Annotated in this window: 24 protein-coding genes and 1 pseudogene; 15 read left to right on the forward strand and 10 right to left on the reverse strand. The window is 55.9% G+C overall.

The window, feature by feature from the left end; all coding sequences use genetic code 11:
• Positions 1 to 31: 31 nt before the first annotated feature.
• A complete protein-coding gene (locus tag ACOTXI_RS12390; protein ID WP_058653865.1) occupies positions 32 to 433 on the forward strand; it encodes a carboxypeptidase-like regulatory domain-containing protein in 402 nt (133 codons plus the stop codon).
• 41 nt (positions 434 to 474) lie between these two features.
• On the opposite strand, the gene dkgA is transcribed toward ACOTXI_RS12390, so the two are convergent.
• Entirely contained in the window at positions 475 to 1,302 is an 828-nt protein-coding gene (gene dkgA, locus ACOTXI_RS12395) for a 2,5-didehydrogluconate reductase DkgA (protein ID WP_032675499.1), read from the reverse strand.
• Positions 1,303 to 1,407: 105 nt separating this feature from the next.
• Complete coding sequence (yqhD, locus tag ACOTXI_RS12400) at positions 1,408 to 2,571, reverse strand: alcohol dehydrogenase (RefSeq protein WP_058653866.1); 1,164 nt, start codon at positions 2,569 to 2,571, stop codon at positions 1,408 to 1,410.
• 194 nt (positions 2,572 to 2,765) lie between these two features.
• Here yqhD and ACOTXI_RS12405 point away from each other — a divergent pair, with 194 nt between their 5' ends.
• On the forward strand, positions 2,766 to 3,665 hold the full coding sequence (locus ACOTXI_RS12405) for an AraC family transcriptional regulator (RefSeq protein ID WP_008502996.1): 900 nt from the start codon (positions 2,766 to 2,768) through the stop codon (positions 3,663 to 3,665).
• A 48-nt stretch (positions 3,666 to 3,713) separates the two neighbouring features.
• Here ACOTXI_RS12405 and yghB read toward each other — a convergent pair whose 3' ends face one another.
• Positions 3,714 to 4,373 (reverse strand): DedA family general envelope maintenance protein YghB, encoded by a 660-nt coding sequence (gene yghB, locus ACOTXI_RS12410; protein ID WP_008499812.1) that lies wholly within the window; start codon positions 4,371 to 4,373, stop codon positions 3,714 to 3,716.
• Positions 4,374 to 4,516: 143 nt separating this feature from the next.
• Complete coding sequence (metC, locus tag ACOTXI_RS12415) at positions 4,517 to 5,704, reverse strand: cystathionine beta-lyase (protein WP_008499811.1); 1,188 nt, start codon at positions 5,702 to 5,704, stop codon at positions 4,517 to 4,519.
• Positions 5,705 to 5,955: 251 nt separating this feature from the next.
• Between metC and exbB the strand changes: the two genes are divergently transcribed.
• Both exbB and exbD read left to right on the forward strand, forming a co-directional pair.
• On the forward strand, positions 5,956 to 6,687 hold the full coding sequence (gene exbB / locus ACOTXI_RS12420) for a tol-pal system-associated acyl-CoA thioesterase (RefSeq protein WP_021242115.1): 732 nt from the start codon (positions 5,956 to 5,958) through the stop codon (positions 6,685 to 6,687).
• Positions 6,688 to 6,691: 4 nt separating this feature from the next.
• Complete coding sequence (gene exbD / locus ACOTXI_RS12425; RefSeq protein WP_008499809.1) at positions 6,692 to 7,117, forward strand: TonB system transport protein ExbD; 426 nt, start codon at positions 6,692 to 6,694, stop codon at positions 7,115 to 7,117.
• 43 nt (positions 7,118 to 7,160) lie between these two features.
• Here exbD and ACOTXI_RS12430 read toward each other — a convergent pair whose 3' ends face one another.
• Both ACOTXI_RS12430 and ACOTXI_RS12435 read right to left on the reverse strand, forming a co-directional pair.
• Positions 7,161 to 7,610, reverse strand: a complete 450-nt coding sequence (locus tag ACOTXI_RS12430) for a hypothetical protein (protein ID WP_058653867.1) — start codon at positions 7,608 to 7,610, stop codon at positions 7,161 to 7,163.
• Between the two features lies 1 nt (position 7,611).
• Positions 7,612 to 8,016: a hypothetical protein gene (locus tag ACOTXI_RS12435; protein WP_008499807.1), complete on the reverse strand. Its 405-nt coding sequence runs from the start codon at positions 8,014 to 8,016 to the stop codon at positions 7,612 to 7,614.
• 103 nt (positions 8,017 to 8,119) lie between these two features.
• On the opposite strand from ACOTXI_RS12435, the gene ACOTXI_RS12440 reads away from it, so the two are divergent.
• Both ACOTXI_RS12440 and ACOTXI_RS12445 read left to right on the forward strand, forming a co-directional pair.
• Positions 8,120 to 8,623, forward strand: coding sequence for an ESA_00282 family adhesion-associated protein (locus ACOTXI_RS12440; RefSeq protein WP_008499806.1), 504 nt, complete (start codon positions 8,120 to 8,122; stop codon positions 8,621 to 8,623).
• 82 nt (positions 8,624 to 8,705) lie between these two features.
• Positions 8,706 to 9,194, forward strand: a complete 489-nt coding sequence (locus tag ACOTXI_RS12445) for a TIGR00645 family protein (protein WP_008499805.1) — start codon at positions 8,706 to 8,708, stop codon at positions 9,192 to 9,194.
• Between the two features lie 64 nt (positions 9,195 to 9,258).
• On the opposite strand, the gene ACOTXI_RS12450 is transcribed toward ACOTXI_RS12445, so the two are convergent.
• Both ACOTXI_RS12450 and ACOTXI_RS12455 read right to left on the reverse strand, forming a co-directional pair.
• Positions 9,259 to 10,299 carry an aldo/keto reductase gene (locus ACOTXI_RS12450; protein ID WP_058653868.1) on the reverse strand — a complete coding sequence of 347 codons (1,041 nt, stop codon included), beginning with the start codon at positions 10,297 to 10,299 and terminating at the stop codon, positions 9,259 to 9,261.
• A 181-nt stretch (positions 10,300 to 10,480) separates the two neighbouring features.
• The gene (locus tag ACOTXI_RS12455) at positions 10,481 to 13,027 is read right to left on the reverse strand and encodes an autotransporter outer membrane beta-barrel domain-containing protein (protein ID WP_223825737.1); all 2,547 of its coding nucleotides are present in this window, start codon (positions 13,025 to 13,027) and stop codon (positions 10,481 to 10,483) included.
• 549 nt (positions 13,028 to 13,576) lie between these two features.
• Here ACOTXI_RS12455 and ACOTXI_RS12460 point away from each other — a divergent pair.
• The 3 genes and pseudogenes from ACOTXI_RS12460 to ACOTXI_RS12470 all read left to right on the forward strand — a co-directional run bounded on the left by ACOTXI_RS12460 (position 13,577) and on the right by ACOTXI_RS12470 (position 15,852).
• Positions 13,577 to 14,996: pseudogene (locus ACOTXI_RS12460) on the forward strand (methyl-accepting chemotaxis protein).
• Between the two features lie 126 nt (positions 14,997 to 15,122).
• The gene (locus tag ACOTXI_RS12465) at positions 15,123 to 15,377 is read left to right on the forward strand and encodes a hypothetical protein (protein ID WP_058653869.1); all 255 of its coding nucleotides are present in this window, start codon (positions 15,123 to 15,125) and stop codon (positions 15,375 to 15,377) included.
• A gap of 202 nt (positions 15,378 to 15,579) precedes the next feature.
• Entirely contained in the window at positions 15,580 to 15,852 is a 273-nt protein-coding gene (locus ACOTXI_RS12470) for a hypothetical protein (protein ID WP_008499800.1), read from the forward strand.
• A 119-nt stretch (positions 15,853 to 15,971) separates the two neighbouring features.
• Here ACOTXI_RS12470 and ACOTXI_RS12475 read toward each other — a convergent pair whose 3' ends face one another.
• Together ACOTXI_RS12475 and yghU are read right to left on the reverse strand one after the other, a co-directional pair.
• Entirely contained in the window at positions 15,972 to 16,304 is a 333-nt protein-coding gene (locus ACOTXI_RS12475; RefSeq protein WP_008499797.1) for a glycine zipper domain-containing protein, read from the reverse strand.
• A gap of 158 nt (positions 16,305 to 16,462) precedes the next feature.
• On the reverse strand, positions 16,463 to 17,329 hold the full coding sequence (gene yghU / locus ACOTXI_RS12480) for a glutathione-dependent disulfide-bond oxidoreductase (RefSeq protein WP_008499796.1): 867 nt from the start codon (positions 17,327 to 17,329) through the stop codon (positions 16,463 to 16,465).
• A gap of 245 nt (positions 17,330 to 17,574) precedes the next feature.
• Here yghU and ACOTXI_RS12485 point away from each other — a divergent pair, with 245 nt between their 5' ends.
• The 6 genes from ACOTXI_RS12485 (at position 17,575) to gss (ending at position 25,004) form a co-directional block, all read left to right on the forward strand.
• The gene (locus ACOTXI_RS12485; protein ID WP_055321448.1) at positions 17,575 to 19,164 is read left to right on the forward strand and encodes an ABC transporter substrate-binding protein; all 1,590 of its coding nucleotides are present in this window, start codon (positions 17,575 to 17,577) and stop codon (positions 19,162 to 19,164) included.
• A 45-nt stretch (positions 19,165 to 19,209) separates the two neighbouring features.
• Positions 19,210 to 20,163 (forward strand): ABC transporter permease, encoded by a 954-nt coding sequence (locus ACOTXI_RS12490; RefSeq protein ID WP_008499794.1) that lies wholly within the window; start codon positions 19,210 to 19,212, stop codon positions 20,161 to 20,163.
• Between the two features lie 5 nt (positions 20,164 to 20,168).
• Positions 20,169 to 21,014: an ABC transporter permease gene (locus ACOTXI_RS12495; protein ID WP_023294546.1), complete on the forward strand. Its 846-nt coding sequence runs from the start codon at positions 20,169 to 20,171 to the stop codon at positions 21,012 to 21,014.
• The gene (locus tag ACOTXI_RS12500) at positions 21,007 to 21,984 is read left to right on the forward strand and encodes an ABC transporter ATP-binding protein (RefSeq protein ID WP_058653871.1); all 978 of its coding nucleotides are present in this window, start codon (positions 21,007 to 21,009) and stop codon (positions 21,982 to 21,984) included. The genes ACOTXI_RS12495 and ACOTXI_RS12500 overlap by 8 nt, the downstream gene beginning before the upstream one ends.
• The gene (locus ACOTXI_RS12505; protein WP_058653872.1) at positions 21,981 to 22,958 is read left to right on the forward strand and encodes an ABC transporter ATP-binding protein; all 978 of its coding nucleotides are present in this window, start codon (positions 21,981 to 21,983) and stop codon (positions 22,956 to 22,958) included. The genes ACOTXI_RS12500 and ACOTXI_RS12505 overlap by 4 nt, the downstream gene beginning before the upstream one ends.
• Positions 22,959 to 23,141: 183 nt before the next feature.
• Complete coding sequence (gss, locus tag ACOTXI_RS12510) at positions 23,142 to 25,004, forward strand: bifunctional glutathionylspermidine amidase/synthase (protein WP_058653873.1); 1,863 nt, start codon at positions 23,142 to 23,144, stop codon at positions 25,002 to 25,004.
• Positions 25,005 to 25,007 lie beyond the last annotated feature (3 nt).

Below are 25,007 nucleotides of genomic sequence, written 5' to 3' on the forward strand. Positions count from 1 at the left end.
CTTTTTTCTGCATAAGGGTAGGAGGCCCAAAATGAAAATTAGGAAGTTAACAGGAGCGATGCTGATTGGCCTTACGTTATGCGGTTGTGTAATGCACCGCCAGACACAGCCAGAAGTGGAAGGACGTCTAATCGACAGCGCAGGTAAGCCAGTCCCGGGCGCTAAAATAACATTAGAGAGGGAGCAAACGCTTTCTGACGACAACGGTCGTTTTGCTTTTCAGAGCCAGCATGAGTGGATCTTTTTTCTGCCAATAGGTCCGATGGACTGGATTTATCGCACCCCGCTCCAGATAAGCGTCAACGGAAAGGAATATGGTGCAGAGGTAGGCGGCGGTCTCGGTGGACCACATAAATTTGAAGGGAAAGCGTACAACGTTATTTGCACATTGCCTGATCTTCCCGGAGAAGCGAGATGTCAGTCCGGTTTATAAATTAAAACGAGCCCGGCGGAAGACCGGGCTCGTTTTAGGTATTATCCGCCAAACTGATCCGGGTCTGGCCCAAGCCGCTTGCCCTTATCCAGCTTCGCAATTTCCCCCAGCTCATCTTTGTCCAGACGGAAATCCCAGACGTCGAAGTTCTCGGCGATGCGCGATGGCGTGACCGATTTCGGGATCACCACCAGGCCGTTGTCCAGATGCCAGCGAATGACGATCTGCGCCGGGGTTTTGCCGTATTTATCCGCCAGGTCGCGGATAATTTTCTGATCGAATACCCCTTCACCACCCTGAGCCAGCGGGCTCCAGGATTCGGTCTGAATCTTATGCGTGGCGTTCCAGGCGTGAAGCTGGCGCTGCTGCAACAGCGGGTGCAGCTCGATCTGGTTAATCACAGGCGCGACGCCCGTCTCGTCAATCAGTCGCTGCAGGTGATGAACCTGGAAGTTGCAGACGCCGATGCTTTTCACCAGCCCCGCTTTTTGCAGTTCAATCATCCCTTTCCAGGCATCAACGTAATGGTCGATGGCCGGAACCGGCCAGTGCATGAGATACAGGTCGACGAAATCGAGCTGGAGCTTCTCCAGACTCTCCTGCAGGGCTTCGCGGGGACGCTTTTGATCGTCATTCCACAGTTTCGTGGTGATGAATAACTCATCGCGGGGGACACCGGCGCTGACCAGTGCGGTCCCCACGCCGTCCTCGTTTTTGTACGCGGCGGCGGTGTCAATCGACCGGTAGCCGACTTCCAGGGCTTTATGAATGGCGGAGACGACCTCGTCGTTACCGGCTTTCCATACACCTAGCCCCAGCTGGGGCATCACGTTGCCGTCCTGCAGCTTGATTACGGTTTGGTTTGCCATTTTTCCTCCTTCAGGTGCGCATCGCCGGAGGGAGACTCCGGCGATGGGGTGTGCATTAAGTCTGGACGAAATGTCAAAAAACGAAAGTCGGGGGGACAAAAACGCTTAGCGTGCCGCCTCGTAAATACGGCGGCTGACGTCCAGGGTGATGTCGCCGTGCTCGCCCAGATGGGTCATGCCATGCTCTTCGAGTTTCGCCAGCAGGGCTGGGATGGAGCTACCGTCCAGACCGTAGCCAGACAGACGCGTTGGCACGCCCAGACCTTCAAAGAAGCTGCGGGTCGCTTCGATGGCGGCATCAATACGCGCATCGTCAGAACCCTCGGTGATGTTCCACACGCGCTCAGCGTACTGCAGCAGTTTGGCGCGTTTGGTATCACGTTTTTCATTCCACAGCGCAGGCAGCACAACGGCCAGCGTCTGCGCATGATCCAGACCGTGCATCGCCGTCAGTTCGTGGCCCAGCATGTGGGTCGCCCAGTCCTGCGGCACGCCAGCACCGATCAGGCCATTCAGCGCCTGTGTGGCGGCCCACATCACGTTGGCGCGAACGTCATAGTTTTCCGGCTCTTTCAGCGCTTTCGGACCTTCTTCAATCAGCGTCAGCAAAATGCCTTCCGCAAAACGATCCTGAATTTTGGCATTCTCCGGATACGTGACGTACTGCTCAACGGTATGAACAAAGGCATCGACCACGCCGTTCGCGACCTGACGCGCAGGCAGGGTGTAGGTGTAAACCGGGTCCAGGATGGCGAACACGGGCTGAACGTGTTCGTTCATGAAGGCCTGCTTGTCGCCGGTGGTTTTGCGGGAGATCACCGCGCCCTTGTTGGATTCAGAACCGGTGGCCGGGAGGGTCAGCACGGAGCCCATCGGGATAGCGCTTTTGATGTCGCTCCCGCGGGTTTCCAGAATGTGCCACGGATCGATGCCGTCAGCATAGTGCGCTGCCGCCGCGATGAATTTGGTGCCGTCCAGCACGGAGCCGCCGCCGACCGCCAGCAGGAAGGTGATGTTTTCTTCGCGGGCGATTTTCACCGCGTTCATCAGCGTTTCGTAGGACGGGTTTGGCTCAATGCCGCCGAACTCACGCACGTCCAGACCGTCCAGCGCGCTGTAAACCTGATCCAGCACGCCGGTTTTTTTCACGCTGCCGCCACCGTAGGTGATCAGCACGCGGGCGTCAGCAGGGATCTGTGCGCGCAGGTCAGCGATAGCGTCTTTACCAAACAGAATGCGGGTTGGGGTGTGAAGATTAAAGTTGTTCATTGCTCGTTCCCTTTAGTGGGTGAAAAACCGTGGTGCGCAGAGGGCGACCTGATGCTGCTCATTGTGGCCGTCCGGGGCTACGCCCTCAATGCACATTCCTGCCGATGTCTTGCCCATTTCTACAGAGCGCTGGAGAAAGCGCGGAAAACAACGCACACTGTCAACGTCGAAAACCGCACCCGGAGTAACGCAAGATGAACCGTGAGGCTATCTGCCAGCAGCTCACTGCGCAGATTAAGAGATTGATAGATAATGAAAATCGTGCCAGCGATCTGCTGCCGGACATTCGCCTGCTCTACGGCACGCAGCCCGGAACGCGCACGCCGGTCATGTACCAGCCGGGCATCGTTTTTCTCTTTTCAGGCCATAAAATTGGCTATATCAACGAGCGCGTGTTCCGCTACGACACCAATGAATATCTGCTGCTGACAGTACCTTTACCCTTCGAATGTGAAACCTTCGCGACAGAGGCGGTTCCGCTGGCGGGGATCCGCGTCAATGTTGATATCCTCCAGCTGCAGGAGTTGCTGATGGAGATTGGCGAAGACGAACTCTTCCAGCCTTCGATGGCCTCAAGCGGGATCAACTCGGCAACGCTGTCGGAAGAGATCCTCTGCGCCATTGAGCGTCTGCTGGACGTCATGGAGAGGCCGCTGGACGCGCGCATACTGGGCAAGCAGATTATCCGAGAAATTCTGTACCACGTGCTGCTGGGCCCGGGCGGCGGCGCGTTACTTGCCCTGGTGAGCCGACAGACCCACTTCAGCCTGATAAGCCGCGTGCTCAAGCGTATCGAAAGCCAGTACACCGAAAACCTCAGCGTCGACCAGCTGGCGGCGGAAGCCAATATGAGCGTCTCGGCGTTTCACCATAACTTTAAATCGGTGACCAGCACTTCGCCGCTGCAGTACCTCAAAACCTACCGGCTGCATAAGGCGCGGATGCTGATGATCCACGACGGCATGAAGGCCAGCGCGGCGGCGATGCGGGTGGGCTATGAAAGTGCGTCGCAGTTCAGTCGGGAGTTTAAGCGCTATTTCGGCGTCACGCCGGGAGAGGATGCGTCACGTATAAGAACGATGCAGGGAGCCTGACGAAAAACGTCGGCCGGGTAAGCGATAGCGCCACCCGGCTTTGTTGAATTATGCGCTGCAGTACTTCTTCTTAATCACTACCGCGATGGTGCCCACCAGACCCGCCACCAGCAGGAACATCGGCAGCACCATCAGGAAGGTCATCACCTGATCTTCGTGGTGTTTCACGAAGGGGATCATATTCAGCGCGTAGCCGAATGTCGTCACCACGCCAACCCAAAGCAGGGCGCTCAGCCAGTTGAAGAACTGGAAGCGGCGGTTCGACAAACCGGAAATGCCCGCCATCGTCGGCAGAAGGGTGCGAACGAACGCCAGAAAACGTCCGGCCAGCAGCGCAAGCAGGCCGTGTCGGTCAAACATGCAGGTTGCACGCTGATGGTATTTATGGGGTAACTGCGCCAGCCAGCTTTTGACCACGCGCGTGTTACCGAGCCAGCGGCCCTGCAGATAGCTCAGCCAGCAGCCCAGGCTGGCTGCGGAAGTGAGGATAACCATCGTGGGCGTAAAGTCCATGACGCCTTTGCCGATCAACGCCCCGGCAAGCAAAAGCAGACTGTCACCGGGTAAAAACGAGGCTGGCAGTAATCCATTTTCCAGAAACAGCGTTGCGAACATCACGAAATAGACGACGCCTATGACGTGAGGATCCGCCAGGGCGGCAAAATCATGTTGCCAGAGCGCCGCGATAATATCTTGAATAACAGCCATGGACTTTCCTGTGGAACAGCAGATATAGCGCTATTGTACTCCCTAATTCGCCCGACGGGTTTGATCCCGGGCGCAACTCATGCAGACTTTTCTGCTTGCGGTGTCCACAAAAGCGTCCAGAGAGTACATTTTCAGCCAGCACTCTACACGATACGCTCGAACCCTGCTGCTAAATCCGCAATCAGATCGTCAACATTTTCTAAACCGATATGCAGTCGTATTAGGGTACCGCTGAAGTCCACTTCACCGCCGGGGCGCAGGGCCGCGATCTGCTCCGGCTGGTTAGCCAGGATCAGGGATTCAAAACCGCCCCAAGAATAGGCCATGCTGAAGAGGCTAAAATTATCCAGATAGCTTGCCAGCTCGTCATTATTCAGCCGTTTTTTCAGCACAAACGAGAACAAACCGCTGCTGCCCGTAAAGTCACGTTGCCAGAATTCATGCCCCTTACTGCCCGGCAGCGCCGGATGGTTTACGCGCTCAACCTGCGGATGCTGCGCCAGCCATTCGGCCACCTTCAGGCTGCTTTCGTGGTGCTGACGCAGGCGAACGCCCAGCGTGCGGAGTCCGCGGCTGGTCATGTACGCCGTGTCGGCATCCACCATCTGGCCCATCAGATAGGCGTTTTCACGCAGCTGATCCCAGCAGCGCGCGTTGGAAACCGCAGTACCAATCATGCCGTCAGAGTGGCCAATCAGGTATTTCGTCGCCGCCTGGATGGAAATATCAATGTCGAATTCCAGCGCTTTAAACAGCACGCCTGCCGCCCAGGTGTTGTCGATCATAATGATCGCCTCTGGCGCTTTGCTGCGCACGGCCTTGACGATAGCCGGCACGTCGTGAACTTCCATGGTGAGTGACCCCGGCGATTCCAGGAACACAATGCGCGTGTTTGGCTGAATAAGCTCGGCAATACCTTCACCAATCAGCGGGTCGAACCAGCCGGTTGTCACGCCGAGCTTGCTGAGGATTTTGGTACAGAAGTCCTGGCTGGGTTCATAGGCGGTGTTGGTCATCAGGATATGGTCGCCCTGTTCCACAAACGCCAGAATGGTGTTGGCGACCGCCGCCGCGCCGCACGGGAACAGCGCGCAGCCTGCGCCGCCTTCCAGTTCGCACATCGCTTCCTGCAGAGAAAAGTGGGTTAGCGTGCCGCGACGACCATAAAACAGCCCGCCTTTTGCGCGGTTGCGCGTGGCGTTTTTTTTCTCCTCTACGGTGTCAAACACCAGCGAGGAGGCGCGTTGAATCACGCTGTTGACCGATCCCTGAGTATATTTTTTGCTGCGTCCTGCCTGTACCAGCGTGGTATCAAGATGCTTCGTTGTCATGTTCGCTAACCCTGTTTTTATACGTCTGGACGTCCAGACTACCACGATTGGAAAAAACTGCACCCGCAGGCTTATCGAATAAGCAGAAAATATTAGCAAAAAAGCGCATAAGAAATTTTTACTGCGTAAGCGCAAGGAAAGTGAACGAAAATTGCGGCACTATGCAAATACTAATGATAACTACTATCAATTCGACGATGTTTTGATATTATTACGTTCAGATTTTGTGATTTGCGTCCTGGAGATACAGAGTGGGTAATAATTTGATGCAGGCGGATCTCTCCGTTTGGGGCATGTATCAGCATGCTGACATCGTGGTTAAGATTGTGATGATCGGCCTGATTCTGGCGTCCGTTGTCACCTGGGCTATCTTCTTCAGCAAGAGCGCCGAGCTGCTTTCGCAGAAGCGTCGCCTCAAGCGGGAACAGCAGCAGCTGGCTGAAGCTCGCTCTCTGGATCAGGCCTCAGATATGACCTCATCCTTCCACGCGAAAAGCCTGACCACCCTGCTCGTGAATGAAGCACAGAACGAGCTGGAACTCTCCGCGGGCAGTGAAGATAACGAAGGCATAAAAGAGCGTACCGGTTTCCGTCTGGAGCGTCGCGTGGCGGCGGTTGGCCGACACATGGGGCGCGGCAATGGTTATCTGGCCACCATCGGCGCGATTTCGCCGTTCATCGGTCTTTTCGGTACGGTCTGGGGCATCATGAACAGCTTTATCGGTATCGCGCAGACCCAAACCACCAACCTGGCGGTCGTTGCGCCGGGTATCGCCGAAGCGCTGCTGGCAACGGCGATTGGTCTGGTCGCGGCGATTCCGGCGGTGGTTATCTACAACATCTTCGCGCGGATGATTGGCAGCTACAAAGCCACCCTCGGTGACGTTGCCGCGCAGGTTCTGCTGCTGCAGAGCCGCGATCTCGACCTGAATGCCAGCGCCGTTAAGCCGGTGCACGCGGCGTCCAAACTGCGCGTAGGTTGATATTATGGCGATGCGTCTAAACGAAAATCTGGACGATAACGGCGAAATGCATGAGATCAACGTGACGCCGTTTATCGACGTCATGCTGGTTCTGCTGATCATCTTCATGGTGGCCGCGCCGCTGGCGACGGTGGACGTGAAGGTGAATCTGCCAGCCTCGTCCAGCCAGCCGCAGCCGCGCCCGGAAAAGCCTGTCTATCTGTCCGTGAAGGCCGATAAATCGATGTTCCTCGGTAACGACCCGGTAACGGCCGACTCTGTTATCCCGGCGCTGGATCAGCTTACCGGCGGTAAAAAAGACACCACGGTCTTCTTCCGTGCGGATAAAACCGTGGATTATGAAACCATGATGAAGGTAATGGACACGCTGCATCAGGCGGGTTATCTGAAGATTGGGCTGGTCGGCGAAGAGAAAGCGGCCGCGAAGTGATAAAGAAGCTGGCGAAAGCCGGCTTTTTTTATGCCTGTTGGGTTTATGCGTTTTTATTTTCCGTCGGTGCGGTAGAGGGGGTTGCCAGCGCGTCCTCATCAAGCGCAACGCAGGTGACGTTTGAGGTACGGTACTCGCCGTCTGACAGTTTGCGCGTCAGACGCAGGGTGGCGATCTCTCTGGCAAGCAGATACTGGTAGTTGGCCTCAATGCGTCCCAGAAGCTTCTCTTTTAGCTCTGGCCGCTGTTCCATGATGGCGTTCATCACGGCACCGTAAATTTCTTCTTTGACCTGCAGCGGATAAATCTCACGGCGATTCTGCCATTTCAGCCGCACTAGCGTCGCCGGGATCGATACCAGGTCTTGTGTAATGCGCGTCATCTCGTCATTTTTTGTGTTTCGCAGCGCGTCGAGATTTTGCTTTAAGATAAATTCATCACTTTTTTTATCATCCAAAGTCAAATAAACGTCGTTATTTTTAACTTCCTTCACGTTAATCCTCCCCCAGACTATAAAAAATTGGGTTGTTTTTTTCGCGCGTAATTAAGTTAAGCCAAATTTCATTGCCCGCTTCGTTAATTTCTTTGGTTTTTTCGGCCAATATTTGACTTAGTTTCTGGGCATCTATTTCACCTTCGGCCTGCAGATCATTCAGCAGGTGGACAAAGGCTTCAATTTTTATAGCGCGAAATAAGCGGTCTTTTATATGACGATCGTGCTCTTCCAGCAACATATTACGGGATTTGCCGGTACGGGAAACACCAATTAATATATCAGGCTCGAAATCAGAGAGCTTTCTTTTCCCCTGAGTGAAACTGACCTCTTTTTCTGCTTCCGTCGGTTGCTGTTCCACAGGCGTAATGTGGTACTTAGCCGGGACGAGATAGTCGGGCAGCATTTTTAATTTCCTTTAATTTCAACAGGGTGGGGTTGGTAAAGGCGTGAGATTCGTTGACAATATCATGAGGCAAATTTAAAATCAAAAAAAATGGAGCCTACCCATGAACAGCATCTTTTTTACGGTCATCACATTACTATTACTGACCGCTGGTGTGCTTTTATTGATGCAGGAGTTCAATAAAACGAAAGTGTCGAAAGACACCAGTGAACCGCCGCAACCGGAACTCATGACAAAAGAGGAAGGGGAAGACCATTTCTCTGTATTGATGAACTCCGTTACGCCTGTCTGGTACTGGCGGGTGAACCATGAATATATCGACTTTTTACACGCGACAATTAAACGCATGAAAATGTCGGAAATTAATGACACGCCCGGACTGTTTGAAGCACAGCGTCGCTGTAGCGATCTCAATTCAGCCGTGTATAAATATTATGACAATATCAAAAAACGCTGCCTTAACGGCGAGAAGGTCTCTTATTCCGATCTGGACGTATTAAATTTGCGTCAGTGTTTTCGTGAGTTCAGCCTTGAAGCCTACCCGGAGCTGGTGGTGCTGGTCTGGCCGGAATACGCCCGTCCCGAGGTTAACCCCGACAACGTCTGAGTGACCATACTGGTGAGCTATTGCAAACAGTCAGCGCCATTGGGATATACTGGGCGCTGGTTTCTCTTGCAAACAGGACTTTATGGAACGCTTTTTTGAAAATGCCATGTACGCCTCTCGCTGGATACTGGCTCCCGTCTATTTTGGCCTTTCGCTGGCGCTTATCGCGCTGACGATTAAGTTCTTTCAGGAAATCCTGCACGTTCTGCCGAATATCTTTTCCATTGCCGAGGCGGATTTGATTCTGGTTCTGCTGTCGCTGGTGGATATGACCCTGGTGGGCGGGCTGCTGGTAATGGTGATGTTCTCCGGCTACGAGAATTTCGTCTCTCAGCTGGATATCGACGAGCGAAAAGAGAAGCTCAGCTGGTTGGGCAAAATGGATGCCTCGTCGCTGAAGAATAAAGTGGCCGCGTCGATTGTGGCGATCTCTTCTATCCACCTGCTACGCGTGTTTATGGACGCGAAGAACGTGCCGGATAACAAACTGATGTGGTACGTCATTATCCATCTGACGTTTGTGCTGTCTGCGTTTGTGATGGGGTATCTGGATAAGATCAGTAAGAAGTAAAGTACGCCTTACCCCTCACCCTAACCCTCTCCCCAAAGGGGAGAGGGGACTGCTCGGTGCGGTCTTATTTATCGGACGACGCCTGCCACAGATTCAACTCCCCATCCGCAACATGCTGGTCAATCCGCTTGAGTTCGTCCTCACTGAAGTACACGTTATCCAGCGCCCGAACGTTCTCCTCAATCTGTTCCGGGCGGCTTGCGCCAATCAGCACTGACGTCACGCGCGCGTCTTTCAGCAGCCAGCTCAACGCCATCTGCGCCATAGTCTGACCCCGCGCCTGCGCCATTTCACTCAGCAAACGCAGGCTGTTCAGGTTGGCTTCGGTCAGCATTTTTTCGTTCAGACCGCGGACTTTCTTGCCTTCACGCTGCATGCGTGAATCTTCAGGAATACCGTTCAGGTATTTTCCGGTCAGCAGCCCCTGCGCCAGCGGGGTAAAGGCGATGCACCCGGTACCGTTTGCCGCCAGCGCATCCAGCAAACCGGTCTTATCGACCCAGCGGTTGAGCAGGTTATAGGACGGCTGGTGGATCAGCAGGGGGATCTTCCACTCGCGCAGCAGCTCGGCCATTTTTTGCGTGCGCTCGGTTGAGTAGGAGGAAATGCCCACGTACAGCGCCTTGCCGCTCTGAACAGCCTGCGCCAGCGCAGAGGCCGTCTCTTCCATCGGCGTGGTTTCATCCACGCGGTGGGAATAGAAAATATCCACGTAGTCGACGCCCAGGCGTTTCAGGCTCTGATCGAGGCTGGCGAGCAGATATTTGCGCGATCCGCCTGAGCCGTATGGCCCGGGCCACATGTCGTAACCCGCCTTGGTGGAGATAACCAGCTCGTCGCGATACGCGGCAAAGTCCTCCCGCAGCAGACGGCCAAAATTCTCTTCCGCGCTGCCTGCTGGCGGGCCGTAGTTGTTGGCAAGGTCGAAATGGGTAATGCCGAGGTCAAAGGCTTTACGCAGCAGCGCCCGCTGGGCATCAAGAGGCTGAATATGGCCGAAGCTATGCCACAGGCCAAGCGAAAGCGCGGGCAGGCGAAGGCCGCTTTTGCCACAGTGGCGGTACTGCATATTCTCGTAGCGGTCAGGGGCAGGGTACCAGGACATGATGTCTCCTTTTCTTATCGATGAATTTTTGAAACGGCGTTTTCATTCTGTCCTTATCAAAACACAAATCCCGGGGAGAAGCGATGGCAGAACTCCCTGCCAGCAATTTTCCCCGGGATGCGTCAGACGTTGAGTCCCGCACTGCCCGGTACACGCAGGTCACCGGGCAATCAGACGACAATCAGAAGCTGTAGCTCATCCCCGCCTGTACGCTGGCATCGTTATCCACATCGCCAGTACCGACATAGACGCCGGTAGTCAGGGTGAAGTTATGGGCGATGGTGGCGTTGATACCTGCCCCAAAGATGCCCATGGTGTTGTTGTGACCGGAGGTGTTGTGATAATCCGCCGCCTGAATGTCGGTGTCATCGCTGAACTCTTTCTGGAAGCGCGCGTCGATCCACGGCATCACCTTCACATTCTTGTTCAAATCGCGAAGGGTGGTGGTGAGCCTCACGCCCGCGCCGCCGTTCCAGGAAGAGACCTGGCTGTCGGCAAAGGTGACTTCGCTGTCAGAGAAGCCGTTCGCTTTGGTCTGATCCCAGCCAAGAGTGGCGTAGGGTTGCAGCAGCGTTTCGCCTGGCAGCAACACGTTCACCCCGGTGCGGGCCTGCGCCAGATACAGACTGCCATCGGTGGAGCCGTGCAGCGCTTCCGTCATGCCGCTGGTATCGCCCGTCACGTTGTTGGCAGACAGCGAGTAACGCATATCGCCGTAGCTGAAGCTGCCGTCAGCAAACAGACCCCAGGTTCGGCCGTTCAGCGCCTGCTGCCAGCCGCCATACAGGCTGTAGTAGTTACCGTAAACGCTGTCTTTGAAGCTATCCGCGCCGTCGCTGGTGTCCTGCACGCGGCTGCGCGTCCACGCCAGCGCGATACCGCCGGTGACGCTGTCGCCGTTGTCCAGATGCGCCGTCCAGTCTACGCCGCCCTGCGCACCCTGAGTGATGCTTTTATAGTCGACGTCGTTGCTGAAATTACCGTTCTGATAAAGGAAATCGCCCCAGACCTGCGCACCGTCCTGCTGTTCTCCCAGCAGGTTTGCCAGATGCACCTGGTTCATGTGGTTGCTGATGTCATCCGCTACCTGATGCCCGGCCTGTTCCGCTGCATCCAGGCCGGCTACCAGCCCCTGAACGTCGCTCGCAAGGTTGCCCTTCTGGCTGTTAAATTCAATATTCCAGCTCTGGCTATTATCTGCAGTCAGCTGAGCCTGAGGCGCGCTGTCGGCCGCAACAATATTCAGACTGTTGTTGTAGTTATAGGCGCCGCTACGGTTCTCCACGGTCTGGTCGCCGTTGGTAAACGTGGCTGCTGCATAATTCTGCGGCGCACTGCTGCCCGACGTGGTGAAGGTCCCCAGGACTATTCCCTGCTGATTTTGCGCTGACGGCGTAATGCTGTTCACCACCACGGCGTTATTGGCGCCGGTAATATTACCGAAATTCACGTAGCTGTCGGTGCTCATGGTAACCAGCGCATTGCTGCCGGTGGTGTTGGCAATCAGGGTTGAACCGTTTTGCAAACTCCAGCTGGTTGCATCGTTAATTTTATCAATGGCAATGCTGTTATCGCTGGTGGTATTTACCGTTTCAAACTGGCTTATTTGTCCGGATATGGAACTGCCCGCATCCATTGACAGAGTATCGCTGCCGTCACCACCGTTAACATTGCCATTGACATGTGAATCATTGGTCAGCACGACCGTATCATCACCTGCACCCGTTGTAATATCACCGTTGACGGTCGCGTTGTTCTGCAGCGTAATTGTGCTATTGCCCGTACTCTGGCTGGTATTTATCTCGCCATTCACGGTGCTGTTATCCACCAGAACGGAATTTGCGGCGTTACCATCGACGGTCACATTGCCATTTACCACGCTGTTATTGGTCAATGAAATCAGCGTGGTGCCGTTTTCGTTAAAGGCCCCAATGTCGCCGGTGACCGTACTGTTATCCAGCGCCAGCGAATCAGCCTTCGTTCCGTACATCGCGATGGCGACATCGCCAAAGGCATCCAGGTTGATGTCGCTGAAGGGCTTGTATCCGCTCAGTTTTACCGCCAGCGTGTCGATGTTCTGCGCGATTTCGCTCTGCGAGGCATCCACGGAAGCGTTAGTCAGCGTAATATTGGTATCAGATTTATCGCTACCCGCGTAAATACCGCCTTTATCCATCGTGCTGTTGCTGATGGCAATATTTTGTGCACCGGCTCCCGCACTGAGAATACTGCCGTGCAGCATGCTGCCGTCCTCAACGTTGACGGTGTGGTAACCTTTATCCATGGGGTCGAGATAAATGGCGGAACCCATCATATAGGCTTTCTTGCCCTCGTAGCTTCCGGCGTCATTTTCGCCATTCAGCGTGGCGTCATCGATGGTCACCGTCGTATTGGTGGTTGCACCGGTATTGCCCACTTCGATCATATCGACGGTGGCGCCGTTATTCACCGTAATATTAGCCGTCCCCCCGTTGCTGCCCTGAATATAATGGCCGGACATGTCGGTACCAGAAACGGTTAATGACTGGGTATCCCCTGATTCACGGCTTCCATCCATAAAGATATTATTTGCGGTGGTGTCGGCCATAATGGCATTAGTCACGCCGGGATCTTCATAGAAACTATTATCAACATATTTCGTTAAGCCGCAGGTCTGCGATGTCACGCCCGGCTGGCAGGGCGTAGCGGGCGTTACGTTAGCCTGGGCGCCAAATGACGTTAAAGCCACTAATACACATTGCGAAAGCAATGTACGATTCATTAATTTGCGCATTTGAAGTTCTCTGGATGAGTCGAAAATTGTCCGGCTCTTTTTAAATGAATTTATTTAAAATAAGAACTTCCTCAGCAGGTAAGGATGTAATGAAATCTAAAAAATATCCTGCACAATAATTAGCGTTTAAATAATTAAATCTGATTAATAAATTTAATTTAATTCATGAGCTAAATGCTTTGGAATGATTTGCATACAAATTAAAGGGTTTCTTGACCGGTCGTGCGGTTCTTTGACCGTCTCATTCATTAGGGTATTCATCCTTTCGGGTTGTGAGGTTAATTAACTGTTTGTCTGTTTTACATTTCGACGGCTGCTGAAATATGAAAACATGTATTGAGCAGTAAGATTTTCCCCGCAGTGATTATCCTTTTCCGGCGAACGGCAGGGTAGCGAAGATTTTTATAAAATTACGCGCGAAATAGTATAACTTCGTCAGTTTCTGCCGATAACGAGGGTAAGACTCGCCTCTGGGCGAATTCACCCTCACGGCAAGGAAGACTTATGAATATGCTCCGTAATTTCACGATCCGTTTCGTCATGCTGGCGATTCTCGGGATCTTTTGTTTAATGTGGGCGGGTGTTGGGCTGTACAGCACCTGGTCTCTGTCTCGCGTTTCAGATGGCAACGAGGTGGACCGCCAGCTGGTCAAGCAGATGACGGTGCTCAGCCAGGGCAACGATCAGTATTTCCGCTTTGTGACCCGTCTGAGCCGCGCAATGGAAGTCAAAGCCGCAGGCGGCACGCCGGATCTGGCCTCTGCCCAGCAGGCGCTGGATAACATGGGCAAGAAGCTCGCCGAGATGAAGGCGATCTCCCCAGGCCCAATGGATCCCCAGGTCTCTTCCCGGGTGATCGGTGCCTGGCAGGCGCTGCTCGAACAGGGCGTGACGCCGCAAATGCAGCAGGCGAAACTGGGCGCGCTGGACGGCTATCGTCAGCAGGCCAATAACGTCACGCCAACGCTGAGCCGCGCGTTCGGCGCGGCGGCTGAAGAGTTCAACAATGCTGCCGCGAAGTCGCTCGAAAGCACCCGCGTGGTGGTGGACGGCCTGACCAGCATGACCCGTACGGTGATTATCGTCGCCACGATCGTCGGTCTGCTGATCCTGCTCTTCACCGACCGTTACCTGGTCGCGATGCTGGTCAAACCGCTGGACCGCATTCGCCAGCAGTTCCGCCAGATTGCTCAGGGCGATCTCAGCCAGCCCATTGAACCGTTCGGCCGCAACTGCGTGGGACAGCTGGTGCCGCTGCTGAGCGCCATGCAGGACAGCCTGCGCGAGGCGGTCAGCACGATCCGCTCCGGCAGTGAAAATATCTGGCGCGGGGCGACGGAGATTTCCAGCGGTAACAACGATCTCTCCTCCCGTACCGAAGAGCAGGCGGCGGCGCTGGAAGAGACGGCAGCCAGCATGGAACAGCTGACCGCTACGGTGAAACTGAACGCGGAGAGCGCCCGCCAGGCAAGCCAGCTGGCCGATGTGGCCTCAACCACCGCCAGCCGCGGCGGTTGAAGCAGCACGCGCGGGCGAACAGGGGCGCGGCTTCGCCGTCGTCGCGGGCGAAGTCCGCAACCTGGCAAGCCGCAGCGCCAACGCGGCGAAAGAGATTGAGGGGCTGATTACCGATTCCGTTTCCCGCGTCGAGCAGGGTGCAAAGCTGGTAAGCGACACGGGTACGACCATGGATGCGATTTTGCGGGACGTGACGGAAGTGACGACCATTATGAAGCAAATCGCCTCTGCCTCTGAGGAGCAGAGTAAAGGCATTTCGCAGGTCGGTATCGCCATTACGCAGATGGACGGCGTCACCCAGCAAAACGCCTCGCTGGTGGAGGAGGTTTCCGCGGCGGCTTCGGCGCTGGAGCGTCAGACCGAAGATCTTCAGCGCTCGGTGCAGAAGTTCCGCCTGACGGCATAACGCAACGTGATAAGGCCGCCTTGAGCGGCCTTACATTATTAACGCCTTCCCCATTCCGCGTGCTCTGAAACTGCTATTCTTTTGCTAACCCCTGACGTTCTGGACTCTCTTCTACGAGGTGTTGCTATGAACAGATCGTTATCTTTTATCCCTGTCCTTTCTCTCATTTTTCTGACGCTTTTCTCGGTTTCCACCAGTGCGACCCAGCAGGCGCAGGAGCGGCGCGTGGCGCGTGATGTCAGGCAGGAAACCCGCGACGCGTCACGGCAGGTGAAGCAGACCTGCGTGGCGAACAATAACCAGAGTAATCACGACTGCCGCCAGGATAAACGTCAGATGAAACAGGCCGGGCGGCAAAAAACGCGGGATATAAAGTATTAACATAACAGGCGAGGCGGCATGCGAGCATGTTTCTTGCCGCCTTTTTAAAAAGCGTAAGTCAATATATTTCAAAAATTAAAATATTCGCTTGTGACAATATATTTGGCATTTTCTGCACATTTCAGAACATGAAAATTAATATTGTCTTAAGATTCAGTCGACATAATGAATTATCTTCTTGATACAGGAAATAATTCATTTTATGAAAAACCGTATTATTTTATTTGCTGCCCTGGCAGGTTTTGCCGTGGTCAATACAGCGATGGCCCAGAGCGTCACGGTCGATGTTCCTGCCGGGTATAAGGTCGTGATTGTTCCGCAGTCAGCCACGGTTCCTGAGGCGGTAAGCGTTGCGCCTGCACCTGTACAAACAACGTATGCCGCCCCTGCACCGGTCTATCATCCGCGTGCACGCCATGTGGCGAGCGTGGCGGAAGGAATGGTGATTGAGCATCAGTATGACGATCACCATTGATATATTCCGGGTGACATTTATGACCATAAGTTGAGGGCAAATAGTCGTGATTGGGTGCAGGGAGTTATTACTGAACAGCCATGAGGCCGGGCACGCGCTGCGACGCCCGGCGAAAACTATTAGTGCGTCGCTTCACCAATAAGCGCGCCCGTGCCTGCGCCAACGGCTGCACCTTTCAGCACGCTCTTGCCGGTAACCGCCGCGGCGCCTGCGCCCACGGCAGCCCCTACGGCGCCGCCTTTACGCGCGGCTTTACCTTTGTCGCCGTTTTTGAACATGGCACCCGTGCCTGCGCCAACAACGGCACCGCCAACGGTGGATTTCAGATCTTTGCCCGTGGCCGCGCCAATGGCAGCACCTGCTACCGCGCCAGCGGCGGTTTTATCGATGGCCATTCCCGAGGTGGAAAAAATGAGGGCGCTGATAACCAGCGTTGTTTTAATCAGTTTCATAACAGATCCTTTGTGACTGCTGTCGGTTGATACGTCGCTTCTCACTCTGAGGTGAGAAAAACGCACAGATAGTGCCAGCAATACCGGCTCAACCTTTAGGCCAATCATGCCCTGCGAAAGGATCTCGGTTGCCGGGCGGCGATCCGCCCGGCAGAACATTACGCCTGACGCTTATCTTCCGTATTGGTCTCGAAGTCGCTCGCCGCGTGGCGTTCGTGAAGCTGCTCGTTCAGCTCGCCGCTGGTGCGGTTAACGATACGTCCGCGCTTAACGGCATGGCGGTTCGCCACGTCTTTCGCCCAGCGCTGCACGTTGGTGTACTTTTCTGCGTCGAGGAACTCAGCGGCGTTATACACGCTGCCCAGCGCCACGCAGCCGAACCATGGCCAGATGGCGATATCCGCAATGGTGTACTCCTCACCCGCCACGTAGCGACCGCGCGCCAGCTGTTTATCCAGCACGTCGAACAGGCGTTTGGCTTCCATGGTAAAGCGGTCAATCGCGTACTCAATTTTCACCGGGGCATAGTTATAGAAGTGGCCAAAACCGCCGCCGAGGAACGGCGCCGCGCCCTGCAGCCAGAACAGCCAGTTCAGCGTCTCGGTGCGTCCCGCCGGATCTTTCGGCAGGAAGTGGCCGAATTTCTCCGCCAGATAGAGCAGGATATTGCCGGATTCAAAGACGCGCGTTGGCGGGTTCGTGGAGTGGTCACGCAGCGCCGGGATTTTCGAGTTCGGGTTCACCTCAACGAAGCCGCTGGAGAACTGGTCGCCCTCGCCGATGCGGATCAACCACGCGTCGTACTCCGCGCCCGTTACGCCCAGCGCCAGCAGCTCTTCGAGCATGATCGTCACCTTCTGGCCGTTCGGTGTGCCGAGCGAGTAAAGCTGCAGCGGGTGAGAGCCGACAGGAAGATCTTTCTCATGGGTCGCGCCGGAAATGGGGCGGTTGATGTTGGCGAACGCGCCGCCGTTGTTCTTTTTCCATTCCCACACTTTGGGTGGCTGATACGTGTTGTCTGACATGTTGGCCTGCCTTTTGAGTGATGTGTTGAGGCAGTGTAGCAGGAGATTTGTGAAGCGTTTAACGAACTGAGCGTAATCGATCTGCCGCTATTCCTTCCGGCGCTTATATATATCAAATCCGGCATAAGCTTAATCGAAAATCGCATTTTCATAATTAATGCGTAAACGGATAAAGCTGCATATGATGCTTCAACATAAATAAAAGATGCAGTCATAAACACTTTATAAGGCAAGGAGTTAGTGAGATGCGCAAGCTTCTGTTATCGGCAGTGGTTGTTTCGCTCGCGTTAGGCCTGGCGGGCTGTGATGATGCGAAAAATAAAGAGACAAATACGCCCTCAGCGGCAAAAAGCGATGCGCCAAAAGCGGGCGGTTCGCTGATTATCGGTATTACCTCCGGCGACCCGTTAGCTGTAAATCCGCTCTACGCCAGCGACCGTACCACGTTGACGATCATGCAAGCGTTGTATGCTCCCCTCTATAGCTTCAACAACGGTAAGATCGAATGGGGCCTGGCGGAAAGCCTGACGCCCTCTGCCGACAACCTGAGCTACACCCTGACGTTAAAACCCAACCTGAAATGGCAGGACGGCCAGCCGCTGACGGCGGACGACGTGGTCTTTACGTTCAACAAGCTGCTCGATGCCAAACAGCACAGCTTCTTCCGCAGCATGTTCACCTACGGCGATAAGCCGGTACAGGTAAGCAAGGTTGACGACCGCACCGTTAAGTTCACCTTACCGCAGGTCAGCGCGGCCTTTACCGGCACGCTGGTACAGATCTACCCGATCCCGCAGCACGTGTTCGCCAGCGAAGGCGACCTGGAAAAGAGCAGCAAAAACGATGCACCGGTCGGCTCCGGGCCGTTCAAATTTAAAGAGTACCGCGCCGGACAATATTATGCCCTGACCCGTTTTGACGATTACTGGAACGGCAAAGCGAAGCTAGATTCGGTGACCTACCGTTTCGCCAAAGACAGTAACGCCGCCAACCTTGCGCTGCAAAACGGTGAAATCAACCTCAAGATGGTTGACCCGCAGGATGTGAACCGCCTGAAAAATACCGGTAAGTTTGACTTCGTGGTCTATCCGGAAGGCCGTCTGGCCTATATGACGTTCAACCAGAACGTGCCGGTAATGAAGAGCAAAGAATTGCGTCAGGCCATTGCTTACGCCATCAACAAAGACGAGCTGACCCAGACCGCCTTTACCTCGCTGGACTACGCCAAACCCGCGACGTCCTTCCTGACGCCCGATACGCTTTACAAGACGGATGACGTCGAGCAATACACATTCGACCTGCAAAAAGCTAAAGAGCGGCTTAAAGCGTCCGGCGCGCCGGACAACCTCAAGCTGCGCCTGGCGTATGTGAATACCAACAAAACCCAGGAGAGCATGGCGCTCTACATTCAGCAGGCGCTGAAGGGCATTGGGGTGAACGTGGAGCTGATGCCGCTGGACTCCAACGCCATGTCCCAGCGCAGCCTCGATATGAACAACACCGCGTGGGAGCTGAACCTGGGCGGCTACATCATGGGCTCAGAGCCGGACGGCTACAAATCGCTGTTCATGAGCAACGAAGCCTATAACTACGCGCACTACAAAAATCCGCAGTTTGATGCCCTGTGGGATAAAGGCGCCGTGGAAACCGACGCCGCGAAACGTGCCGATATCTACAAGCAAATTCAGCAGATCGTGGCGAACGACATGACGTACTACCCGATCGCCTATACCAATGCGACCGTCGCGGTAGACAAGCGTTTCGGCGGCACCCAGGAAGCGGAGCCGAAACCGGTCTATCTGTTCCAGGATCTGTCAAAAATCTATCAGAAATAAGCGATTGCCCCGGCCGTCGGGTCGGGGCCTTGGTAAGGGCATGTCGTGAACACACTTCTCACGCGTCGGCTGCTGCAGCTGCTGCCGATGCTTTTCTTCATTTCGCTGGTGGCGTTTTTGCTGGTCAAGCTCGCGCCCGGCGATCCGGTGGCGGCGTACATCACGCCGCGCATGGCTCCGGAAGATATCGAACGTATTCGCCAGAGCCTGGGGCTGGATAAGCCGCTGGTCACGCAGTACGTCCTGTGGCTGAAAAACGTCCTGCAGGGCGATCTCGGCTATTCGCTGATTTACCACCGCCCGGTGCTCGAGATGATCGGCGAACGCATTCCGGCCACCCTGGGGCTGATGGGCGCGTCGCTGCTGCTGGCGATCGTGCTGGCCATCCCGCTGGGCCTGCTGGCGGGGGCATTTAAGCACCGCTGGCTGGATCACCTGCTGAACCTGTTCGCCTATATCGGCATCTCGGTGCCGATTTTCTGGTTCGGCATTTTACTCATCACCGTTTTTGCCGTGCAGCTTAACTGGTTCCCCAGCATGGGGATGCGCACCATCGGCATGGAGGATAATGCGCTGGACGTGCTGCGCCACGGCGTGCTGCCGTGTATTGCCCTCACGTTTTATAACCTTTCCAGCTACGTGCGCTACATCCGCTCCAACACCATCTCGCAGCTCTCGGCCGACTACGTGCAGACCCAGCTGGCTTACGGCGCCACGCGTTCTAGCATTCTGTTCCGCCACGTGCTGAAAAACGTGCTGCTGCCGGTGATCACCCTGTTTGGGCTGTCGTTCGGTGAGCTGATTGTGGGGGCCTACGTGACGGAAAGCGTTTTCTCCTGGCCGGGGATGGGGCTGCTCGGGATCCAGTCGATCGCCTCGCTGGACTACCCGCTGATCATGGCGATCATCATGCTCTCGTCGATGATGCTGATCGTCGGTAACCTGATCGCCGATCTGCTTTATCGCTTCGCCGATCCCCGCATTCGTACGCTGAGGTAACCCGCATGAGCAGACGCTGGCAGCAGGTTCGTCACCAGCTGCGCCGCAATCGTCCGGCGCAGTTCTCCCTGTTTGTGCTTTTTATTTTCGTTGTCGCCGCACTCTGTGCGGGCTTGAGTCCGTACGATCCGGATCGGATGGCCCTCGGCGCACGCACGCTGCCGCCGGATGCCGCACACTGGTTCGGCACCGACGAGTACGGGCGCGACTACTTCACCCGCGCGCTGTATGGCGGGCAGATCTCCCTGATGGTCGGTTTTCTCGCCATGCTCTTTTCCACGCTTATCGGCACGGTGGTGGGAACGGTGAGCGGCTACTTTGGCGGCTGGCTGGACAACCTGATGATGCGCGCCGTGGATATCCTGATGGCCATTCCGGCCTTCTTCCTGCTGCTGGTGGTGAATGCGTACCTCAAGCCGGGCGTGGATAACATCATTCTGATCATCAGCCTGCTGACGTGGATGAACATGTCGCGGCTGGTGCGCGCAGAAACCCTGTCGGTGAAAGAGCGCGAGTATGTGCTTTATGCCCGCGCATCGGGGGAGCACCCGCTGCGCATTATCGTGCGCCACATTATTCCCGGCGTGCTGCCGACCATTATCGTGGCCGCCACGCTCAATATCGCCTCGGCCATTCTGATGGAGTCGACGCTCAGCTTCTTAGGGCTGGGCGTGCAGGCACCGGCGGCGTCGTGGGGAAGCATGCTCAACAACGCCCAGTCTTATATTGGCGAAGCGTCGTGGCTGGCGATGTTCCCCGGCATCCTGATCCTGCTGACGGTGTTCAGCTTTAACGTGCTGGGCGATGTGTTCCGTACCGCCTTTGAGCCAGGAGCGAATCGCGATGAGTAGCTTATTAGCGCTTGAGAACCTGCAAACCACCTTCCGCACCCGCGAGGGTGAGGTTCACGCGGTGCGCGGCGTGAGCTTTCAGGTGCAGCCGGGGGAACTCGTCGGCATCGTCGGCGAGTCGGGCTGCGGGAAAAGCGTCACCTGTAAGTCGATCATTCAGCTTCTGGGGAGCAACGGACGGATAACCGGCGGCAGCATCCGCTTCCAGAATGACGATCTGGCGCAGAAAACCCCTGCGCAGATGCGCGCCATTCGCGGCAACGAGATCGCGATGATTTTTCAGGATCCGATGACCGCCCTGAACCCGGTGCTGACCATCGGCAAACAGATGGCGGAGATCCTGATGCGCAATAAAGGGCTCACCCAAAAAGTGGCCAAAGCGGCGGCGATCGCCATGCTGGAACAGGTGGGGATTGCCGAGGCGGAACGCCGATACGACCAGTATCCCCACGAGTTCAGCGGCGGGATGCGCCAGCGGGTAATGATCGCCATTGCGCTCTCCTGCAACCCGAAGCTGCTTATTGCCGATGAGCCGACCACCGCGCTGGACGTCACCATTCAGGCGCAGATCCTGCGACTGCTGAAAAGCCTGCAACAGCAGACCCAAACCGCGATTCTGCTGATCACCCACGATCTCGGCGTGGTGGCGCAGGTCTGCAGCCGCGTGGTGGTGATGTACGGCGGGCTGGTGATGGAGGAGGGGAGCGTGGAAGACATTTTTTATCGTCCTGCGCATCCTTATACCCAGGGGCTGCTGGCCTCGCTGCCGCGCCCGGATGAGGTCAATCAACGTTTATCGCCCATTGAAGGCGCGCCGCCTGGCCTGCTTAACCCGCCGCCGGGCTGTCCGTTCGCCGAACGCTGCCCGAAACGCATGCCCCAGTGTGAGCGGCAGCCTGCCTTTTACGCCATGGGAGAGGGCCATCGCGCCGCCTGCTGGCTATGGGCCGATAAGGAGATTCAGGCATGAGTGAACAACAGGTGCCCTTAGTGAGCGTGCGCGATCTGCGCAAGCACTACCCGCTTAACGGCGGTTTGCTGCGTAAAGGCGCGGCGGTGAAGGCGGTTGATGGCGTGAGCTTTGATATCCAGCCCGGCGAGACGTTTGGCCTGGTGGGCGAGTCCGGCTGCGGGAAATCCACCCTCGGGCGCGCCATCCTGCGCCTTTTCGATATCACCGCGGGCGAGATCCACTTTGCCGGACAGGCGATTGCCCATGCCCGCGAAAAAGAGCTCAAGCCGCTGCGTAAGCGGATGCAGGCGATTTTTCAGGACCCTTACTCCTCGCTTAACCCCGGCATGACGGTGCGGCAGCTGGTGGCCGAGCCGATGCAGATCCACGGCTACAGCCGTGAAGAACAGCGCGAACGGACGGAAACGCTGCTCTACAAAGTGGGGCTTAAGCAGGAACACCTTGAGCGGTTTCCGCATGAGTTCAGCGGCGGGCAGCGTCAGCGCATCAGTATTGCCCGCGCGTTGTCCGTGCGTCCTGAATTTGTGCTATGCGATGAGCCGCTCTCGGCGCTGGACGTCTCGGTGCAGGCGCAAGTGGTGAATATTCTGCAGGACCTGCAGCAGGAGCTGGGGCTGACCTATCTGTTCATCGCCCACGATCTCTCGATGGTGCGCCATATCTCCAGCCGCATTGGGGTGATGTACCTCGGTAAGCTGGTGGAAGTGGCCCCGGCGAATGAGCTGTATCAGCGTCCGGCGCACCCTTATACCCGCGCGCTGCTGGCGGCGGTTCCCCAGCCCGACCCGCGGATTCGCAACCTCGAAGACGCCACCCTGCGCGGCGAAATGCCCGTCCCTACGTCCGCGCTGCCGGGCTGTAAGTTCTGCAGCCGCTGCCCGCACGCCATGCCGGTTTGCCAGACGCAGGAGCCTGCCATGCAGGAGATCGCGCCAGGGCATTTCGCGGCGTGCTGGCTGTTTAAGATGTGAGCCTTAAACGTGTCGGGTGGCGCTTCGCTTACCCGACCTACAGGGTTTTGCGTTTTGTCGGCCGGGTAAGGCGAATTATTTACCACGCAGGTGTATGATAAACGCTCCTCTGTCAGGTTAATTACAACGTGCAGACGACGACAACCCATAAAAATTGCCGCCTGCCTGTTTTAGGTTGGATACATGCGTAAAGGAACGTTAAGCAGTGATGCGCCATTCGGGACGTTGTTAGGCTATGCGCCCGGTGGCGTGGCGATTTACTCTTCAAATTACGGCAGTCTGGACCCGCGAAACTATCCGGAAGATGCGGATTTCCGCAGCTATATCGGCAACGAATACATGGGCCACAAGTGGCAGTGCGTTGAGTTTGCCCGCCGTTTCCTGTTCCTCAACTATGGCTTTGTGTTTACCGACGTCGGTATGGCGTGGGAAATTTTCTCTCTGCGCTTTTTGCGTCAGGTGGTGAACGATAACATTCTGCCCCTTCAGGCTTTTGCCAACGGCTCAAAACGCGCGCCGCGCGCCGGAGCGCTGCTGATCTGGCAAAAAGGCGGCGAGTTTCACGAGACCGGTCACGTGGCGGTGATCACCCAGCTTCTGGACGATAAGGTACGAATTGCGGAGCAGAACGTCATTCACTCTCCGCTGCCGCTCGGGCAGCAGTGGACGCGCGAGCTGCGCCTGAGCGTGGAGAACGGGCGTTATACCCTCCATGACACCTTCAACGACACGGAAATTCTCGGCTGGATGATCCAGACCGACGACACAGAACACAGCATTCCGCAGCCGGAAATCGACGGCGAACTGCTGAAAATCAGCGGCGCGCGGCTGAAAAACACACGTCAGTTCGACGGGAAATGGCTCAACGAAAATGACGCGCTGCAGCAGGCGTATATTCGCGCCAACGGTCACGTGATCAACAAAGATCCCTGCCAGTACTTCACCATTACCGAAAGCGCCGAACAGGAGCTGATCAAAGCCACCAACGAGCTGCACCTGATGTACCTGCACGCGACGGACAAGGTGCTAAAAGACGACAGCCTGCTGGCGCTTTTCGACATCCCGAAAATCCTCTGGCCGCGCCTGCGCCTCTCCTGGCAGTGGCGTCGTCACCATATGATCACCGGTCGTATGGATTTCTGCATGGATGAGCGCGGCATCAAGGTCTACGAGTACAATGCCGACTCCGCCTCCTGCCACACCGAGGGCGGGCTGATCCTTGAGGAGTGGGTGAAAAACGGCTATCGCGGCAACGGGCATAACCCGGCGGAAGGCCTGCTGGAAGAGCTGACCGGTGCCTGGAAGCACAGCCACGCGCGGCCGTTCGTGCACATCATGCAGGACAACGATGTCGAAGAGGACTATCACGCGCTCTTTATCCAGCGTTCTCTGCTGCAGGCCGGGTTCGAGACCAAAATCCTCCACGGGCTGGGGGCGCTCAGCTGGGATGCCGCCGGACAGCTGATTGATGACGAAGGCCGCCACGTCAACTGCGTGTGGAAAACCTGGGCGTGGGAGACGGCGATTGAGCAGATCCGCGAGGTCAGCGAAACCGAATACGCGGCGGTGCCGATCCGCACCGGACATCCTGAAGGCGAAGTGCGCCTGATTGACGTCCTGCTGCGCCCGGAGGTGCTGGTCTTTGAACCCCTGTGGACCGTTATTCCCGGCAACAAGGCGATTCTCCCGGTGCTGTGGCAACTGTTCCCGAATCACCGTTACCTGCTCGACACCGATTTTGAGGTCAACGATCTGCTGAAGCAGACCGGATACGCCGTTAAGCCGATTGCCGGACGCTGCGGCAGCAATATCGATCTGATCAGCGCCCAGGACGAACTGCTGGATAAATCCAGCGGCAAGTTTGTTGACCGTAAAAACATCTACCAGCAGCTCTGGTGCCTGCCGAAGGTCGACGGCAAGTACATACAGGTCTGTACTTTTACCGTGGGCGGGAACTACGGTGGGACCTGCCTGCGCGGCGATGACTCGCTGGTGGTGAAGAAAGAGAGCGATATTGAGCCGCTGATCGTGGTTAAAGATAAGTAGCTC

This window comes from Enterobacter cloacae complex sp. BZL2005 (assembly GCF_049238885.1).
Lineage (GTDB): Bacteria > Pseudomonadota > Gammaproteobacteria > Enterobacterales > Enterobacteriaceae > Enterobacter > Enterobacter roggenkampii.